The organism is Burkholderia sp. A2 (genome assembly GCF_001729305.1).
Lineage (GTDB): Bacteria > Pseudomonadota > Gammaproteobacteria > Burkholderiales > Burkholderiaceae > Burkholderia > Burkholderia sola.
Genome location: NZ_LZXX01000090.1, coordinates 254,757 through 272,611, shown reverse-complemented (window position 1 = coordinate 272,611; position 17,855 = coordinate 254,757). Strand labels below are relative to the sequence as shown.

General features: G+C 65.1%; 16 protein-coding genes. 9 read left to right on the top strand and 7 right to left on the bottom strand.

The annotated features are described in order from the left end of the window. Positions 1-6: 6 nt before the first annotated feature. From acnA to A9Z05_RS13240, 5 genes are all read right to left on the bottom strand, one after another. Positions 7-2,724, bottom strand: a complete 2,718-nt coding sequence (gene acnA / locus A9Z05_RS13260; RefSeq protein ID WP_069618474.1) for an aconitate hydratase AcnA — start codon at positions 2,722-2,724, stop codon at positions 7-9. Between the two features lie 52 nt (positions 2,725-2,776). Continuing rightward, positions 2,777-4,228, bottom strand: a complete 1,452-nt coding sequence (locus tag A9Z05_RS13255; RefSeq protein WP_069618473.1) for a bifunctional 2-methylcitrate dehydratase/aconitate hydratase — start codon at positions 4,226-4,228, stop codon at positions 2,777-2,779. Between the two features lie 22 nt (positions 4,229-4,250). Beyond that, positions 4,251-4,766: a hypothetical protein gene (locus A9Z05_RS13250; RefSeq protein ID WP_050011294.1), complete on the bottom strand. Its 516-nt coding sequence runs from the start codon at positions 4,764-4,766 to the stop codon at positions 4,251-4,253. A gap of 230 nt (positions 4,767-4,996) precedes the next feature. Next, positions 4,997-6,004, bottom strand: a complete 1,008-nt coding sequence (locus A9Z05_RS13245; protein WP_069618472.1) for a CoA ester lyase — start codon at positions 6,002-6,004, stop codon at positions 4,997-4,999. A 170-nt stretch (positions 6,005-6,174) separates the two neighbouring features. Beyond that, positions 6,175-7,161 carry a malate dehydrogenase gene (locus A9Z05_RS13240; protein WP_006479357.1) on the bottom strand — a complete coding sequence of 329 codons (987 nt, stop codon included), beginning with the start codon at positions 7,159-7,161 and terminating at the stop codon, positions 6,175-6,177. 288 nt (positions 7,162-7,449) lie between these two features. Here A9Z05_RS13240 and A9Z05_RS13235 point away from each other — a divergent pair, with 288 nt between their 5' ends. The 7 genes from A9Z05_RS13235 (at position 7,450) to gltA (ending at position 13,381) form a co-directional block, all read left to right on the top strand. Beyond that, entirely contained in the window at positions 7,450-8,274 is an 825-nt protein-coding gene (locus A9Z05_RS13235) for a GntR family transcriptional regulator (RefSeq protein WP_006479356.1), read from the top strand. A gap of 168 nt (positions 8,275-8,442) precedes the next feature. Then, positions 8,443-8,859 (top strand): succinate dehydrogenase, cytochrome b556 subunit, encoded by a 417-nt coding sequence (sdhC, locus tag A9Z05_RS13230; protein WP_059582807.1) that lies wholly within the window; start codon positions 8,443-8,445, stop codon positions 8,857-8,859. 4 nt (positions 8,860-8,863) lie between these two features. After that, a complete protein-coding gene (gene sdhD, locus A9Z05_RS13225) occupies positions 8,864-9,232 on the top strand; it encodes a succinate dehydrogenase, hydrophobic membrane anchor protein (protein ID WP_006487767.1) in 369 nt (122 codons plus the stop codon). 3 nt (positions 9,233-9,235) lie between these two features. Then, entirely contained in the window at positions 9,236-11,011 is a 1,776-nt protein-coding gene (sdhA, locus tag A9Z05_RS13220; protein ID WP_069618471.1) for a succinate dehydrogenase flavoprotein subunit, read from the top strand. 21 nt (positions 11,012-11,032) lie between these two features. Continuing rightward, positions 11,033-11,734: a succinate dehydrogenase iron-sulfur subunit gene (locus A9Z05_RS13215; protein ID WP_059237255.1), complete on the top strand. Its 702-nt coding sequence runs from the start codon at positions 11,033-11,035 to the stop codon at positions 11,732-11,734. 6 nt (positions 11,735-11,740) lie between these two features. Then, positions 11,741-12,013, top strand: a complete 273-nt coding sequence (locus A9Z05_RS13210) for a succinate dehydrogenase assembly factor 2 (RefSeq protein ID WP_050011290.1) — start codon at positions 11,741-11,743, stop codon at positions 12,011-12,013. Positions 12,014-12,079: 66 nt separating this feature from the next. After that, entirely contained in the window at positions 12,080-13,381 is a 1,302-nt protein-coding gene (gene gltA / locus A9Z05_RS13205) for a citrate synthase (protein ID WP_027782607.1), read from the top strand. A gap of 284 nt (positions 13,382-13,665) precedes the next feature. On the opposite strand, the gene A9Z05_RS36145 is transcribed toward gltA, so the two are convergent. Beyond that, complete coding sequence (locus tag A9Z05_RS36145) at positions 13,666-14,415, bottom strand: hypothetical protein (protein WP_141723412.1); 750 nt, start codon at positions 14,413-14,415, stop codon at positions 13,666-13,668. A 574-nt stretch (positions 14,416-14,989) separates the two neighbouring features. Continuing rightward, a complete protein-coding gene (locus tag A9Z05_RS13195) occupies positions 14,990-15,955 on the bottom strand; it encodes an AraC family transcriptional regulator (RefSeq protein WP_069618469.1) in 966 nt (321 codons plus the stop codon). Positions 15,956-16,026: 71 nt separating this feature from the next. Here A9Z05_RS13195 and A9Z05_RS13190 point away from each other — a divergent pair, with 71 nt between their 5' ends. Together A9Z05_RS13190 and A9Z05_RS13185 are read left to right on the top strand one after the other, a co-directional pair. After that, on the top strand, positions 16,027-16,416 hold the full coding sequence (locus A9Z05_RS13190; RefSeq protein WP_069618468.1) for a VOC family protein: 390 nt from the start codon (positions 16,027-16,029) through the stop codon (positions 16,414-16,416). 116 nt (positions 16,417-16,532) lie between these two features. Continuing rightward, the gene (locus A9Z05_RS13185) at positions 16,533-17,783 is read left to right on the top strand and encodes a DUF1479 domain-containing protein (protein ID WP_069618467.1); all 1,251 of its coding nucleotides are present in this window, start codon (positions 16,533-16,535) and stop codon (positions 17,781-17,783) included. Positions 17,784-17,855: the final 72 nt, after the last annotated feature.

Sequence of the window (17,855 nt, the reverse complement as noted above, 5' to 3'; positions counted from 1 at the left end):
GCGCGCTTACGCTGCGAGCAGCGAGCGCAGCACGAACGGCAGGATCCCGCCGTGCTTGTAGTAGTCGACTTCGATCGGCGTATCGATGCGCAGCAGCACCGGCACGCGCTGCGTTTCGCCGTTCTTGCGGTGAATCACGAGCGTGACGTCCTGCTGCGGCTTGAAGTCGTCGCCGAGGCCTTCGATGTCGTACGTCTCTTCACCGGTGATGCCGAGCGACTGCACGCTGTCCGAGCCCTTGAACTGCAGCGGCAGCACGCCCATGCCGACCAGGTTCGAGCGGTGGATCCGCTCGAAGCTGCGTGCGATCACGGCCTTCACGCCGAGCAGCTGCGTGCCCTTCGCGGCCCAGTCGCGCGACGAGCCCGTGCCGTATTCTTCGCCCGCGAACACGACGGTCGGCGTGCCGGCGGCCACGTACTGCATCGCTGCATCGTAGATCGACTGCTGTTCGCCGCTCGGCTGGTGGATCGTCAGGCCGCCTTCGACGCGCGTGCCGTCCGCCTTCGCCGGGATCATCAGGTTCTTGATCCGGACGTTCGCGAACGTGCCGCGCATCATCACGTCGTGGTTGCCGCGGCGCGAGCCGTAGCTGTTGAAGTCGGCCTTCTGCACGCCGTTTTCCTTCAGCCACTTGCCTGCCGGCGAGTCTTCCTTGATCGAGCCTGCCGGGCTGATGTGGTCGGTCGTGACCGAATCGCCGAAGATGCCCAGTGCGCGCGCGCCCTTGACCGTCGGGATCGACGCGGCCGGTTCCATCGAGAAGTCGTTGCCGAAGAACGGCGGCTCGGCGATGTACGTCGACTTCGGCCAGTCGTAGACCTCGCCCGTCTCACCTTCGATCTTGCTCCAGAGGTCGCCCTTCTTGGTCAGCTTCGAGTAGTTGTCCTCGAACTTCTTCGGATCGAGCGCGAACTTGAGCAGCGCGTGGATCTCTTCGCTGGTCGGCCAGATGTCGCCGAGGTAGATGTCGCGGCCGCCCTTGCCCTTGCCGACCGGCTCGGTCATCAGGTCGCGCGTGATGTTGCCGGCGATCGCGTACGCGACGACGAGCGGCGGCGACGCGAGGAAGTTCGCGCGGATGTTCGGGTGGATACGCGCTTCGAAGTTACGGTTGCCCGACAGCACGGCCGCCGCGACGATGTCGTTCTTCGTGATCGCTTCGTTCAGCTCCGGCGTCAGGTCGCCCGCGTTGCCGATACAGGTCGTGCAGCCGTACGCCGCGACTTCGAAGCCGAGCTTCGACAGGTAGGGCAGCAGGCCCGTCTTCGTCAGGTACTCGGTGACGATGCGCGATCCCGGCGCGAGCGAGGTCTTGATCTTCGGATCGACCGTGAGGCCGGCCTCGACCGCCTTCTTCGCGAGCAGGCCGGCGGCCAGCAGCACGCTCGGGTTCGACGTGTTCGTGCACGACGTGATCGCGGCGATCAGGATGTCGCCGTTCTTCACGTCGACGCCGTTGCTCGTCGTGTATTGCACGTTCAGGTCGTCCGCCTTCTTCGCGAAGCCGTTTTCCGCGACCGGCTTCGAGAACAGGTCGGTGAACGTCGACTTGACGTTGCCGATCTCGATCCGGTCCTGCGGGCGCTTCGGGCCGGCCAGCGACGGCGCGACCGTCGTCAGATCCAGCGTCACGACCTTCGTGTAGTCGATGTCGCCTGCCTTCGGGATGCCGAACAGGTTCTGCGCCTTGAAGTAGTTTTCGAACGCGGCGATTTCGGCCTTCGTGCGGCCCGTGCCTTCGAAGTAGTCGATCGTCTTTTCGTCGACCGGGAAGAAGCCCATCGTCGCGCCGTATTCCGGCGCCATGTTGCCGATCGTCGCGCGGTCCGGCAGCGACAGCGAGCGCGTGCCTTCGCCGAAGAATTCGACGAACTTGCCGACGACCTTCTCCTTGCGCAGCATTTCGGTGATCGTCAGCACCAGGTCGGTGGCCGTCACGCCTTCGCGCAGCTTGCCTTTCAGCTCGACGCCGACGACGTCCGGCGTCAGGAAGTACACCGGCTGGCCGAGCATGCCGGCTTCGGCCTCGATGCCGCCCACGCCCCAGCCGACCACGCCGATGCCGTTGATCATCGTCGTGTGGCTGTCCGTACCCACGAGGGTGTCCGGGTAGTACACGGTGTCGGCGCCGTCGGTCTTCTTGTGGACGCCGCGCGCCAGATACTCGAGGTTCACCTGGTGGACGATGCCCACGCCCGGCGGCACGACCTTGAACGTGTCGAACGCCTGCATGCCCCACTTCATGAACTGGTAGCGCTCGTTGTTGCGCTGGAATTCCAGCTTCATGTTCAGGTCGAGCGCGTCCTTCTGGCGGAAGTAGTCGATCTGGACCGAGTGGTCGACGACGAGATCGACCGGGACCAGCGGTTCGATCTTCTTCGGGTTCTTGCCCGTGCGCTCCGCGACGCCGCGCATGGCCGCGATGTCGGCGAGCAGCGGCACGCCCGTGAAATCCTGCAGCACGACGCGCGACACGACGAACGGGATCTCGTCGACGCGCTTCGCGGTCGGCTTCCAGTTCGCGAGCTGCTCGATGTGCTCCTCGGTGATCTTCTTGCCGTCGTAGTTGCGCAGCACGGACTCGAGCACGATGCGGATCGACACCGGCAGGCGTTCGATCTTCGTCTTCAGTTCCTTGCCGAGCTGCGGCAGCGAGTAGAACTTGCCTTTGCCGGAACCGCTGTCGAATTCCTTGAGGGTCTTGTGGAGATTGTGGGCCATGGTGATTTTCCTGGGTTTAAGGCTAGGAAACTACGTGTCCTGTATCTGACGGCTATATCACATACAAGTCGACGTACTCATCGACCGGCATCGCTTCGAGCTTTGCCTGGTCCAGCGACACGTCGAGAATCGCTTGTTGCTGCTTGGCCGGGAAGCGGCGGGCGAGGTTGGTCCTGAACTTCTCGACCAGGAGCGGGACGCCTTCGGCCCGGCGCCGCCGATGGCCGAGCGGATACTCGACCGCCACTTCGGCAAGCTTCGATCCGTCCTTGAACTCGATCGTCAGCGCATTCGCGATCGATCGCTTGTCCGGATCGTGGTAATCCTTCGTGAACTGCGGATCCTCGACGCACACGGTTTTCGCGCGCAGCGCGTCGATGCGCGGGTCCGCGGCGGCCGCGTCTTCGTAGTCGGCCGCGGTCAGCCGGCCGAACAGCAGCGGCACGGCGACCATGTACTGGATGCAGTGGTCGCGGTCGGCCGGATTGGCGAGCGGGCCCTGCTTGTCGATGATGCGGAGCGCGGCCGCGTGCGTGCGGATCGTGATCCGGCCGACGTCGTCGGTCGTGCGGCCCGCCGCGGCGAGCTGCGCGTGCAGTTGCAGCGCGGCCTCGGCGGCCGTCTGCGCATGGAATTCGGCGGGGAACGCGATCTTGAACAGCACGTTTTCCATCACGTACGTGCCGTACGGGCGCTGGAAGCGGAACGGCTTGCCGTCGAACAGCACGTCGTAGAAGCCCCAGGTCCTGGCGGTGAGCGCCGACGGATAGCCCATTTCACCCGTCTTCGCGATCAGCGCGAGGCGCACCGCGCGGGACGTCGCGTCGCCGGCCGCCCAGGATTTGCGCGAACCGGTGTTCGGCGCATGGCGGTAGGTCCGCAGCGCGTGGCCGTCGACGAACGCGTTGGACACCGCGTTGATCAGCTCGTCGCGCGTGAGCCCGAGCAGGCGCCCGACGACGGCCGTCGACGCGACCTTCACGAGCAGCACGTGGTCGAGCCCGACCGCGTTGAACGCATTCTCGAGGGCGAGGCAGCCCTGGATCTCGTGGGCCTGGATCATCCCGACCAGCACGTCGCGCATCGCGAGCGGCTTGCGGTCGGCCGCGCGGGCCGTGCGGGAGAGCCAGTCGGCTGTCGCCAGGATTCCGCCGAGGTTGTCGGACGGATGACCCCATTCGGCGGCGAGCCAGGTGTCGTTGAAGTCCAGCCAGCGGATCATCGCGCCGATGTCGAAAGCGGCCTGGACGGGATCGAGCTGGAAGGACGTGCCGGGCACCTTCGCGCCGTTCGGCACGATCGTGCCGGGCACGACGGGGCCGAGCAGCTTGGTGCAGGCAGGGTAGGACAGCGCCTCGAGTCCGCATCCGAGCGTGTCGATCAGGCAATGACGCGCCGTCTCCAGCGCGAGCGCGCTGTCGATGCCGGTGTTCAGCACGTAGTCGACGATGTCGACGAGTACCGAATCCGGCGCGGGGCGGACGTTGGAGACCGGGGCGGACATCGAGGGGCCGGGGGGAACGCGCTTAGTTCGTTGCCGGCTTCAGCTCGTTCGACTGCGTCGGTGCTGCCGTGCCTTGCGCCATTTCCGGCGTCACGCATTCGTCCGCGAGGCGCTCGCCGCCGTTGGCGTCGGAGAACAGCATCGCCTTGGTCGGGATCACGACCAGCTTGAAGCCTGCGGCCGGATCGTAGAACGTGTCGGCGCCCGTCGTCGTGGCTTGACGCGGCAGCTTGTAGTTCTTCTTCGCCCAGTGAACCGTGACGACCTGGTCGCGCTTCATGTCGCCGGCGAGGTCGAACGACAGACCTTCCTTACAGGACCACTTGACCGCGCCGTCCGGTACCGGATCGACCTTGGCGGCCGCGCGTGCCTGCGCCTTCTTGCTGCGCGGGATGATGCGCTTGGCCGGCGCCGGGCGCTTGGCCGTGGCCTTCTTCGCGGTCGTGGTGGCCGTACCCTGGGCAAACGCGCTCGGAGCCGACACCAGCATCGTGGCGGACAAGGCGCCGATGGCGGTAGCGATCAGGAGTTTCTTCATGGAGTCAGAACCTTTCGATAATCAGTTGACAAGGGCCGGCAATCGAAACTGCCGGCCGGTTTGAAACTGCACGCGCCCCGAAAGCGCGCAGCGGCCGCTATTTTCACCTATTTGGCCGCGCATATATCAGGTTTTCGGGCTCCGTTACGTTTTTTGTCGTTTCGCAAACGTCTGTCCGGTTTGCGAAACGTCGAATGCATGGACCGCGTGTATCGACGGGCGGCGCGTGCTTACGGCGCGACGCCCGCGGCGGCCCGGTCGAACAGCGGTGCGGCCTCGTCCGGTACGGGCTGGCCGGTGGCCCGCGCACGGCGCAGCACCGACCAGTAATAACGATAACTCGCGCGATCGTGCAGCGTATCACCGTGGCGCGTCGGGCCCCAGTCGGCGGCCTGCGCGGCCAGCAGGATCTCGGCGGCCAGCGTGACTTCGTCGATGCGCGGCGCGAACGCGTCGACGATCGGGCGGATCTGCGCCGGGTGGATGCTCCACATCCGCGTGAACGCGAATTCGTCGCGCGCGCGGCGGGCGTCGCCGGCGACGACGGCCATGTCGCGTACTTCCGTGGTCACGTTGTGCGACGGCGTCTTGCCGTGCGCGTGACAGGCGGCGGCGATTTCGAGCTTCGCGCGGCGCACGAGCGGGTGATCGAACTGGCCGGGCGAGCGCATCGCGGAATCGGGAATCGCGCCGTGGTGCGCGGAGACGAAATCCATCAGCCCGAAGCTCAGCGTGCCGACCGTCGGCAGCGCGGCGAGGGCGGCCGCCTGCGCGAGCGCGCCGTGCGTCTCGATCAGCACGTCGACCGGGATCGGCTGCGCGATGCCGAGCTCGCGGCGCGTGCCTTCGATGAACGCGGTCATTTCGGCCGCGTCGGCGGCGCTCGCGATCTTCGGCAGCGTGATGTAGGCGGGGGCGCGCGATGCACGCAGCACGATGCGCACGTCGTCGCGCCAGTGCGGGTGGGAAAAGTCGTGGATGCGGACGCCGACGCGGCCGAAGCGGTTCTCGGCGCTGCCGAGCAGGTCGGCGACGAGCGCCGCGTGCGCGGCTTCCTGGCCGACGGCCGCGCCGTCCTCGCAGTCGAGCGTGAGGTCGAACACGGGACCCAGCTCGGCCTGCAGCGCGAGCGACTTGCGCATCAGCTTCTCGCTGCCCGCGTAGTGATCGCAGCAGGGCAGGATCGCGGGCGGGGACGCCCCGTCGTACAGCACTTGTGCAGGAGTGAGCGCGGCCATTTCTTCTACGTCAGGGAAGCGGGTCAACGTGGCGGAAATCGGATTCGGGCAGGCTCTGGGCCGGTGCGCGGCGGCAAAACGTGCGCGAATCGGATCGGTCGGCAGGGCCGGCAGCATGCCGGCCCTGCCGAAGCCGGCGCCCGAAGGCTGCCCGGCTCGATGCGTGATGCTTAGTTCTTCAGCAGGTGGGCGACGCCGTCGCGCTCTTCGAGCAGCTCGGCCAGCGTGCCGTCCATCTTCTCGCGCGAGAACGCGTCGATTTCCAGGCCTTCGACGCGCTTGTATTCACCGTTTTCGCAGGTGACCGGCACGCCGTAGATGATGTCTTCGGGGATGCCGTACGAGCCGTCCGACGGGATGCCCATCGTGACCCACTTGCCGTTCGTGCCGAGCACCCAGTCACGCACGTGGTCGATCGCCGCGTTGGCTGCCGATGCGGCCGACGACAGGCCGCGCGCTTCGATGATCGCCGCGCCGCGCTTGCCGACGGTCGGGATGAACGTGTCGCGGTTCCACACGTCGTCGTTGATCAGCTTCAGCAGCGATTCGCCTTCGGCGGTCGCGAAGCGGAAGTCCGGGTACATCGTCGGCGAGTGGTTGCCCCACACGGCGAGCTTCTCGATCGACGCGACCGGCTTGCCCGACTTGGCGGCGAGCTGCGACAGCGCGCGATTGTGGTCGAGGCGCAGCATGGCCGTGAAGTTCTTCTTCGGCAGATCCGGCGCCGACTTCATCGCGATGTACGCGTTCGTGTTCGCCGGGTTGCCGACGACCAGCACCTTCACGTCGCGGCTCGCGACTTCGTTCAGCGCGGCGCCCTGAACCGTGAAGATTTCGGCGTTCGCCGACAGCAGGTCCTTGCGCTCCATGCCCTTCGAGCGCGGACGCGCACCGACCAGCAGCGCGACGTCTGCATCCTTGAATGCAACCTTCGGATCGTCGGTGATCACGACGCCTGCGAGCAGCGGGAACGCGCAATCGTCGAGTTCCATCACGACGCCCTTGACGGCGCCTTGGGCTTGCGGGAGGTCGAGCAGTTGCAGGATGACCGGCTGGTCCTTGCCGAGCAGGTCGCCGTTCGCGATGCGGAACAGCAGGGAGTAAGCGATTTGACCTGCGGCGCCGGTGACGGCAACGCGCTTTGCGGGCTTAGCCATTGAAAATCTCCAGGACGGGTGAAGCGTTGGACGCGAGCGAAAACGCCATTCTATGCGCGTTGTGCGTAGCGTTGCATTGAAGCAGGGCGGAGGACTCGCGATGGCAGACGCGGTGAACCTGGAGACGGCCGTGGCACGTAGCCGGGGACGCGCTGTTGCACCCGCGAACCCTTGCTCGACCGGGAGTGTAGGAGCCGTCACGCGCAAAGTCAAACGGTATCATATGTCTTATATAAGACAGATGTTTTGCGGAAATTGAGTGGACGAAAAAGTGCGGTTTGTGATGAAATGCGCGCCATGACATCGAACCAGGCGAACACCGCGAATCAGACCGGCGCAGGCGGCCCAGGGCAGCCGGGCGCGGGCGATCCCGCAGCCTCGCCCGCGGCCTCCGCGTCGCCGACGTTCAGCCCGTTATACCAGCAGATCAAGTCGTTGATCACGCAAAGTCTCGAATCCGGCGAATGGAAGCCCGGCGAGATCATCCCCAGCGAAGTGGAGCTCGCGGCCCGTTACAAGGTCAGCCAGGGCACCGTGCGCAAGGCGATCGACGAGCTGGCCGCCGAAAACCTCGTGGTGCGGCGGCAGGGCAAGGGCACTTTTGTTGCAACGCACAACGAAGATCGCGCGCAATTCCGCTTTCTGCGCCTGCTGGCCGACGACGGCGCCGAGCACCCGCACGTGAGCCGGCTGCTCGAATGCCGGCGCCTGCGCGCGCCGGCCGAGATCGCGCGGCAGCTCGACCTGAAGCCGGCCGATCCCGTCGTGCAGGTGCGCCGCCTGCTGGAATTCGACAGCGAGGTGACGGTGCTCGACGAGATCTGGCTGCCGGGCGCGATGTTCCGCGGGCTGACGTTCGAGCGGCTGAGCGAGTACAAGGGGCCGCTCTACGCGATGTTCGAGACGGAGTTCGGGACGCGGATGATCCGCGCGACGGAGAAGATCCGCGCGGTCGCGGCGGATCCGGCGGTGGCCGACCTGCTGCACGTGCCGGCGGGCTTCCCGCTGCTGTCGGTCGAGCGCGTGTCCTATACATATGGGGACCGGCCGGTGGAAGTGCGTCGCGGCTGGTATGTCACAACCGGGTACTACTATCAGAATGACTTGAGCTGACGACGTTCGGCTCAGCCGCGTGCATTCGCGTTTCCCACGCTCGCGAAGCACGTTTCGGGCCGCCTTTGTTCGTGTTCGCGCAATTATCCAGAGCAGACTTTCGCTGCAGCGCGATATAAAAAGGCGCTAAAATCGCGGATTAGTGTGACAACATAGTAGGGGTCTAGCATGACTGACGCAGTAAGAAAGCCGAGGCCGGAATACCGGAACATCGGAATCGGCGACATCACGTTGAAATATCGCATGCCCTTGGCGGCGATATTGTCGATTCTCCACCGAGTCAGCGGCGCGCTGCTGTTCCTGTTCCTGCCGTTCCTGCTGTTCCTCTTCGACCAGAGCCTCACCTCCGAGCTCAGCTTCGAAGTCTTCAAGGCTTTCCTCTCCAACATCGTCGTCAAGCTGATCGTCCTCGCGTTGTCGTGGGCCTTCTTTCACCATTTCTGCGCCGGCATTCGCCACCTGCTGATGGACGTCAACCACGACGCCGTCTCGAAGGAAGGCGGCAAGCGGACGGCCGTCGTCGTCTTTGTCGTCTCGATCGCGCTGACGATCGCCATGGCACTCAAACTGTTCGGAGCATTCTAAGAAAATGGCAGCCAACAACCGAATCGGCTCGAAGCGCCTCGTCGTCGGCGCTCACTACGGCCTGCGCGACTGGCTCGCGCAGCGCGTCACCGCCACGATCATGGCGGTCTACACGGTCATTCTGCTCGTCCTGTTCTTCGGCGCGCACGATTTTTCGTACGAAGGCTGGGCATCGATCTTCGCCGCGCAATGGATGAAGCTCGCGACCTTCGTGATGCTGCTCTCCCTCTTCTACCACGCATGGGTCGGCGTGCGCGACATCTGGATGGACTACGTGAAGCCCGTCGGTGTGCGCCTGCTGCTGCAATCGCTGACCATCGTCTGGCTGCTCGCATGTGCGGGCTACGCCGCGCAGATTCTCTGGAGAGTGTAAAGAATGGCTGCAATCAAAACTTCCCTCCCGCGCCGCAAGTTTGACGTCGTGATCGTCGGCGCAGGCGGCTCCGGCTTGCGCGCAGCGCTGCAACTGTCGCGCGCGGGCCTGTCGGTCGGCGTGCTGTCGAAGGTGTTTCCGACGCGTTCGCACACGGTGGCCGCGCAAGGCGGTATCGGCGCGTCGCTCGGCAACATGAGCGAGGACAACTGGCACTTCCACTTCTACGACACGATCAAGGGCTCCGACTGGCTCGGCGACCAGGACGCGATCGAGTTCATGTGCCGTGAAGCGCCGAACGTCGTGTACGAACTCGAGCACTTCGGCATGCCGTTCGACCGCAACGCGGACGGCACGATCTACCAGCGCCCGTTCGGCGGCCACACCGCGAACTACGGCGAGAAGCCGGTCCAGCGCGCTTGCGCGGCCGCCGACCGTACCGGTCACGCGCTGCTGCACACGCTGTACCAGCAGAACGTCGAGGCGAAGACGCAGTTCTTCGTCGAATGGATGGCGCTCGACCTGATCCGCGACGCGGACGGCGACGTGCTCGGCGTGACGGCCCTCGAGATGGAGACGGGCGACGTCTACATCATGGAAGGCAAGACGACGCTGTTCGCGACGGGCGGCGCTGGCCGGATCTTCGCGGCGTCGACGAACGCGTTCATCAACACCGGCGACGGCCTCGGCATGGCGGCCCGCTCGGGCGTCGCACTGCAGGACATGGAGTTCTGGCAGTTCCACCCGACCGGCGTGGCCGGCGCGGGCGTGCTGATCACCGAAGGCGTGCGCGGCGAAGGCGGTATCCTGCGCAACGCGAACGGCGAGCGCTTCATGGAGCGCTACGCGCCGACGCTGAAGGATCTGGCGCCGCGCGATTTCGTGTCGCGTTCGATGGACCAGGAAATCAAGGAAGGTCGCGGCGTCGGTCCGAACAAGGATCACGTGCTGCTCGACCTGTCGCACATCGGCGCCGAGACGATCATGAAGCGTCTGCCGTCGATCCGCGAAATCGCGCTGAAGTTCGCGAACGTCGACGCGATCAAGGAACCGATCCCGGTCGTCCCGACGATCCACTACCAGATGGGCGGCATCCCGACCAACATCCACGGTCAGGTCGTCGGCACGTCGCGCGATCACAAGGAACCGATCAACGGTTTCTACGCAGTGGGCGAATGCTCGTGCGTGTCGGTGCACGGTGCGAACCGTCTCGGCACGAACTCGCTGCTGGACCTCGTGGTGTTCGGCCGTGCGGCCGGCAACCACATCGTTCAGCACGTGAAGAACCAGAAGGAACACAAGCCGCTGCCGGCCGATGCGGGCGAGTTCTCGCTGGCGCGCCTGAACAAGCTCGACAAGTCGAGCTCGGGCGAGTACACGCAGGACGTCGCGAACGACATCCGCGCGACGATGCAGAAGCACGCAGGCGTGTTCCGCACGTCGGCGCTGCTGAAGGAAGGCGTCGACCAGATGGCCGGCCTGAAGGCGCGCGTCGACAACATCCACCTGAAGGACAAGTCGAAGGTGTTCAACACCGCGCGCGTCGAAGCGCTCGAGCTGGAGAACCTGATCGAAGTGGCCCGCGCGACGATGGTGTCGGCGGAGGCGCGCAAGGAAAGCCGCGGCGCGCACGCGCACAGCGACTACGAACACCGCGACGACGACAACTGGCTGCGCCACACGCTGTGGTACAGCGAAGGCGATCGCCTCGACTACAAGCCGGTTCAAATGAAGCCGCTGACGGTCGAATCCGTGCCGCCGAAGCCGCGCACGTTCTAAGCCGAGTCAAAGGAATCCGAAATGGCAAAACGCATTTTTGAAGTCTACCGCTACGATCCGGACAAGGACGCAGCGCCGCGCATGCAGACGTACGAGCTCGATATCCAGCATGAGCGCATGCTGCTCGACGCGCTGGTCAAGCTGAAGGCACTGGACGAGACGCTGTCGTTCCGCCGTTCGTGCCGCGAAGGCGTGTGCGGTTCGGACGCGATGAACATCAACGGCAAGAACGGTCTCGCGTGCCTGACGAACCTGAACGACCTGCCGCAGAAGATCGTGCTGCGTCCGCTGCCGGGCCTGCCCGTCGTGCGCGACCTGATCGTCGACATGACGCACTTCTTCAACCAGTACCACTCGATCAAGCCGTACCTGATCAACGACGCGCCGCCGCCGGAGAAGGAACGCCTCCAGTCGCCGGAAGAGCGCGACGAGCTCGACGGCGTGTACGAGTGCATTCTGTGCGCGAGCTGCTCGACGTCGTGCCCGAGCTTCTGGTGGAACCCGGACAAGTTCGTCGGCCCGGCCGGCCTGCTGCAGGCTTACCGCTTCATCGCGGACAGCCGCGACACGGCTACCGGCGAGCGTCTCGACAACCTGGAAGACCCGTACCGTCTGTTCCGTTGCCACACGATCATGAACTGCGTCGACGTTTGCCCGAAGGGCCTGAACCCGACGAAGGCGATCGGCAAGATCAAGGAACTGATGGTTCGCCGCGCGGTATAAAGCTCGATGAGCGACGATTCGCATCAATCCGACCCGCACCGCCGCGCGCGCCTTCGCTGGCGCGCGCGGCGGGGTCTGCTGGAGAACGACATCGTATTCGAGCGTTTCTTCAGCCGATACGAGCATGACCTCACCGATGCAGACGTAGGCGCGTTGTCGCGCCTGCTCGATCTGAGCGACAACGACCTGATGGACTTGCTCCTCGCGCGCAAGGAACCAGAGGGCGACCTAGACAGCCCGGAGATTCACCGGCTGTTGGAGATGCTGCGCAACGTGTAACGCCAAGGTGTAACACGCTGTGCCCGTTATCGAATCCCGTTTCTTTATTTCGATTGAGGATGTGCCATGACTCCGTCTGATGTTAAAGCCACGCTATCGTTCAGCGACAACTCGCCGAGCGTCGAACTGCCGATCTACAAGGGCACGATGGGCCCGGACGTAATCGACATCCGCAAGCTGTACGGCCAGACCGGCAAGTTCACGTACGACCCGGGCTTCATGTCGACGGCAGCTTGTAATTCGGCGATCACGTACATCGACGGCGACAAGGGCGAGCTGCTGTACCGCGGTTACCCGATCGACAACCTCGCGCAAAACGCCGACTTCCTCGAAAGCTGCTACCTGCTGCTGAAGGGCGAACTGCCGAACGCGGCGCAGAAGAAGGAGTTCGTCGACACCGTCACCAAGCACACGATGGTGCACGAGCAGATGCACTTCTTCTTCCGCGGCTTCCGTCGCGACGCGCACCCGATGGCGGTGCTGGTCGCGGCCGTCGGTGCGCTGTCGGCGTTCTATCACGACTCGCTCGACATCAACGACCCGCGTCACCGCGAAGTGTCGGCGATCCGCATGATCGCGAAGCTGCCGACGCTCGTCGCGATGGCATACAAGTTCAGCATCGGCCAGCCGTTCGTCTATCCGAAGAACGAACTGTCGTACAGCGCGAACTTCATGCACATGATGTTCTCGAACCCGTGCGAAGAGTACAAGGTCAACGACGTGCTCGTCCGCGCGCTCGACCGTATCCTGATCCTGCACGCCGATCACGAGCAGAACGCATCGACGTCGACGGTCCGCCTGGCCGGCTCGTCGGGCGCGAACCCGTTCGCGTGTATCGCCGCCGGTATCGCGTGTCTGTGGGGCCCGGCGCACGGCGGTGCGAACGAAGCCGCGCTGAACATGCTCGAGCAGATCGGTTCGCCGGACAACATCCCCGAATTCATCAAGCAGGTGAAGGACAAGAATTCGGGCGTGAAGCTGATGGGCTTCGGTCACCGCGTGTACAAGAACTACGACCCGCGTGCGAAACTGATGCGCGAAACGTGCTACGAAGTGCTGAACGAACTCGGCCTGCACGACGACCCGCTGTTCAAGCTCGCGATGCAGCTCGAGAAGATCGCGCTGGAAGACGAATACTTCGTGTCGCGCAAGCTGTACCCGAACGTCGACTTCTACTCGGGCATCGTTCAGCGCGCGCTGGGCATCCCGACGTCGATGTTCACGTGTATCTTCGCAATGGCGCGTACGGTCGGCTGGATCGCGCAGTGGAACGAAATGATTGCGGATCCGGAGCAGAAGATCGGCCGTCCGCGTCAGCTGTTCATCGGCGACACGCCGCGCGAAGCGAAGCCGCTCAACGCACGTTAAACCGTGCGCGGCGCGAACGGCCGTCAGGCCGCTCGCGTCCGGCAATCGCCACGCCACGACACCCCGACGGGTCATCCCGCCGGGGTGTTTTCATTTGTGCGGCCGACGCTGGTGCGAGGTAAGCGCTCGATGCACACCGTCTGTTCATGAGCGTGCGACACGGGCAATCTGATTCCCATCAGAGGTGCAATGGAATTGACATCCTCCGCTGCCTTCGGGCAGGGAGGATGTCAACGCCATGCTTTACGCTCCCAACGTTCGTTGCCGATTCGCTAAAGGCGTTCTTACCATTCGCGCCGAATGCCGGTCTTTACGATGTGCGCGTCATAGTCGGCCTCGGAACTGAGCTGGGTTCTAAGGGCATTGTAATAGTCAGGAGCTTGAACACCATGGACCTGATGCTGGCTACCATTTGACGCCTGATAATATGGGTTCATTCCGGGTTGATCCGGCACGGCCACGGCCGGCGGATATACCGGCTGACGCGCGGCTAATTCCCGATCAACCTGACGAGCGGTGTGCGCATGCGATTGCGGGACGTAAACGCCACGAAACTCTGACGGCGGAATACTGCGACGGGTGTCTTCGTACGGGGATGCGTAGGCCGCTGGGGCACTGGCGTGCGCTGTTACCATAAAAGTACTCTGCATCCGATGGTAGGCCTGCGATTGCCCCTGCGGCGACAAACTTGTTGTTCGTTGATCCGTCGCCATCATCTTGAGAAGGTCCTCAGGCGTCATACCGGACTCCTTCGCGTACTCCTTCGCTGCCTCAAACTCTTGACGTTGTTGGGGACTCAACGAGCGAAGCACCTCTTCGGTTGATGGCGCGTGTGTTTCAGTATGCAGCGGGCCGTATCCATGGCGCTCGAGCGCGACGGACAGCGCCCCATGCGCAGGGTTTTCCACGGCCATGCGCGCGGCGCGCGCCCTCTGTTGAGGATCCGGGCTACCGTGTATCCGGGTAACATCGATATCGCTCCGCGCCACTTGACCGTCGTGTGATTGATTAAATGTAATGTGCTGATCTCGCATCTGGTCTTGAGAAAGGATACCGTGTCGCCTTACGCTGCCATAGGTGCCGGCAAACGCGGGATTAGTCGTCGTTGGCGCGGAAGATGGACGCCCGTTGAATGCCGGAGGCATCCCATGGATAGGAGGCTGCGTGTGAGAGGCGGGCCCGGTCCCCGACCCTGCCCCCGAGCCGGGCGCTGGGTACGGTTCATGAAAATCAGTCGTGTAAGCGCTGTTGCCGTACGTAACTCGAGACAAGTTGTTGCTGCTCGTCATGTGGTTTCTCCGGTTAACACAAGGTGTAGCGCCGATATTAATGATGTACGCCGACCCGGAAGCCTCACTCACGCGCAATAAAAGCATGAAACGCGAACCGGAGAACGCTTCAATCCGGAAGCGGTAATTGACCGGGAGGAGTGCAACTAAAGATTGCGCCTGTGAAGGCATTCTTCCGCATGCGCGATGAGCTGGGCCGGCGCGAGCAGAACCTCTGGCAGCAGATGCGCGCTGATCGCGCGCGAAGTCGAATCGAAGGTGCGGGCGCCATTTGGCTCGCACTCGTCGGGATCGAGGCCGTTCAGGCGTGCGGTGCCGATCAGGCGATACGCGATCCGGCGCGGCGCTCCAGCGACGGCGGCCGTGTGTCGAGCGCGGGCGCTTCGTCGTCGGGGGCGTGGCCGTGCTGCTTGAAGAACTGCCGGTACGCACCGGGCGTCATGCCGCGTGCGGCGAGGAACTGGCGGTTGAAGTTCGCGGCATTCGGAATGCCGCAGCGCGCGGCCACCGTCGCGATCGGCCACTCGGTGCCGACGAGATGGCGGCACGCGTGCGCGAGCCGCAGCCGTTGCACGTAGCGGCCGACGCTTTCGCCGAGATGGCGCGCGAAGAGCCGCTGCAGCGTGCGTTCGGACAGGTGTGCGACGGCCGCGAGCGCGTCGATGCGCAGCGGTTCGTGGAACTGCCGGTCGATCGCGTCGAGCACGCGGTCGAGGCGTTCGGCTTCGGGGGCGGCCGGGTCGGCGGACGAGGCGGCGCCGTCGGGCCGGTCGTACGCCTGCGCGGTGGCGAGCGGTTCGCCGCCGGCTTCCGCGAGGTCGGCAAGCGTATCGAGCGTCGCCGCGAGCCGCACGCGCGGCGATGGATCGAGCAACCGCGGCAGCCGCGCGCGCATCGCGCGGGCCGTCTCCACGTCGAAGCGCAGGCCGGGCGCCGCGCGCCGCAGCAGCGAGCGCAGCGGTGCGTATTCGGGGCAGCAGTCGGCCAGCCGCCGTACCCAGTCTCCGTCGAACCAGACGACGAGCGCGACCTCGGGCGCGTCGCGATCGATGCGCGCGTTCGACGACCACGTATGCGGCAGGTTCGGCGGCACGAGCACGAGATCGTCATCCGCGTAGCGCGCGACGTGATCGCCGATGAAGCGCTGGCCGCGGCTGTTGAGCGTCAGCGTCAGTTCGTACTCGGGATGGCGATGCCACTCGAACGGAATGCGCGCGAGCTGACGGTGATACACGCGGATCGAACAGCCGGACGCGAACGTCACGTGCTCGTATTGCGGTTTCATCGCGGCCTCCGGTAGGGACGGGCAGCGCGTCGTGGCATGATCGTGAGCGATCGTCACCACGGAGCGATGCCATGTTTTCACATGTTTGCGTGGGCGTCGGCGATACGGCGCGCGCCTACGATTTCTACGCGCCGCTGTTCGCCGAACTCGGGCTGCGCGTCAAATTCCACGAACCGGACGGCTGGTCGGGCTGGATGCCCGCGGACACCGACCGGCCGCTGTTCTTCTTCGGCAAGCCGCTCGACGGACGCGCGTCCGAACCGGGGAACGGCCACACGATCGCGTTCGATGCGCCGACCCGCGATCACGTCGATCGCTGCCATGCGCTCGCGCTTCAGCACGGCGGCGCCTGTGAGGGACCGCCGGGTCTGCGACCGCACTATCACCGCGACTACTACGGCGCGTATTTTCGCGACCCGGACGGCAACAAGCTGTGCGTGGTCTGTCATCGTCCCGAGTAACGCGCGGTTGTCAGAATTGTATCTATTGTTGGCCGGATAGTGTCGATGGCGATGGCGACGGCGGGGCGGCCATACGCTGAGTGCTCATCAAAACGCATTCAGCGAGGAGACAAACGATGCATCTGACGATTGACGATCTGCCGGACGCGATCCGCGCGGCGAAACGGGCGCTGCGCGCCGACCTGCCAGGCTACGCGGCCACGTTCCGCGAAGCGGAAGGCGACATCGCGCGACAGGTTGACGCGATCCGCCGCGCGCACGCGCACGGCGAAGACGTGATTCCGGTCGTGCCGTTCGCGGATGTCGCGGCGGGGACCGTCGATCCGCTCGCGATTGCCGCGATCCGCACGCACGGCGCGGTCGTGATCCGCGGCGTGTTCGACGCGCGGCAGGCATGCGACTGGAACGACGAGATCGGCGCGTATCTGGAGGCGAACCGTTTCACCGACCGGCTGCACGCGCGCGCGGAAGACCGCTATTTCGGCAATCTCGCGTCGGGCAAGCCGCAGATCTACGGCGTCTACTGGTCGAAGCCGCAGGTGGCCGCGCGCCAGTCGCCGGCGCTCACGCAGGCGCGGGTGTTCCTGAACCGTCTGTGGCGGCATGCGGACGGTACGCGCACGCATTTCGATCCCGACCAGGTGCCGGCCTACGCGGACCGGATTCGTCGCCGGCCGCCCGGCTCGACGTCGCTCGGGCTGTCGCCGCACGTCGACGGCGGCTCGGTCGAGCGCTGGCTCGGCGCGAATTTCCGCCAGGTTTATCGCCACGTGCTGGCCGGCCGCTGGCGCGATTACGATCCGTTCGATGCGGCGTTCCGCCCCGACGTCGAGGAGATTCCGTCGCCGGCCGTGTGTTCGATGTTCCGCACGTTCCAGGGCTGGACCGCGCTGACGTCGCAGGGGCCTGGCGACGGCACGCTGCAACTGATCCCGGTCGCGAACGCGATGGCCTATGTCGTGCTGCGCGCGCTGCAGGACGACGTCGCCGACGACGACCTGTGCGGCGCGCGTCCCGGCCGCGCGCTGTCGATCCGCCCCGAATGGCACGCGCTGCTGCTCGACGCGCTGGTGCCGATCCCGCACATGGAACCGGGCGACGCGGTGTTCTGGCACGGCGACGTCGTGCATGCGGTCGAGGATGCGCATCGCGGCAGCGGCGACAGCAACGTGATGTACATCGCGGCCGCGCCCGGCTGCGCGAAGAACGATGCGTACCTGCAGCGGCAGCGGCTCGCGTTCCTGCGTGGCGACAGCCCGCCCGATTTCCCGGCCGACCATTTCGAAGTCGATTTCGACGGCCGCGCCGCGGAGGGCGATCTCACGGCGCTCGGCCGTGCGCAGATGGGATTCGAGCCCGGCGCGTAATGCGCGTGCGGCCGGCAAAAGCGGCCGTTCGCGACACGGCGGCCGGCCCGTCTGCCGAATCCGCTGCATGGT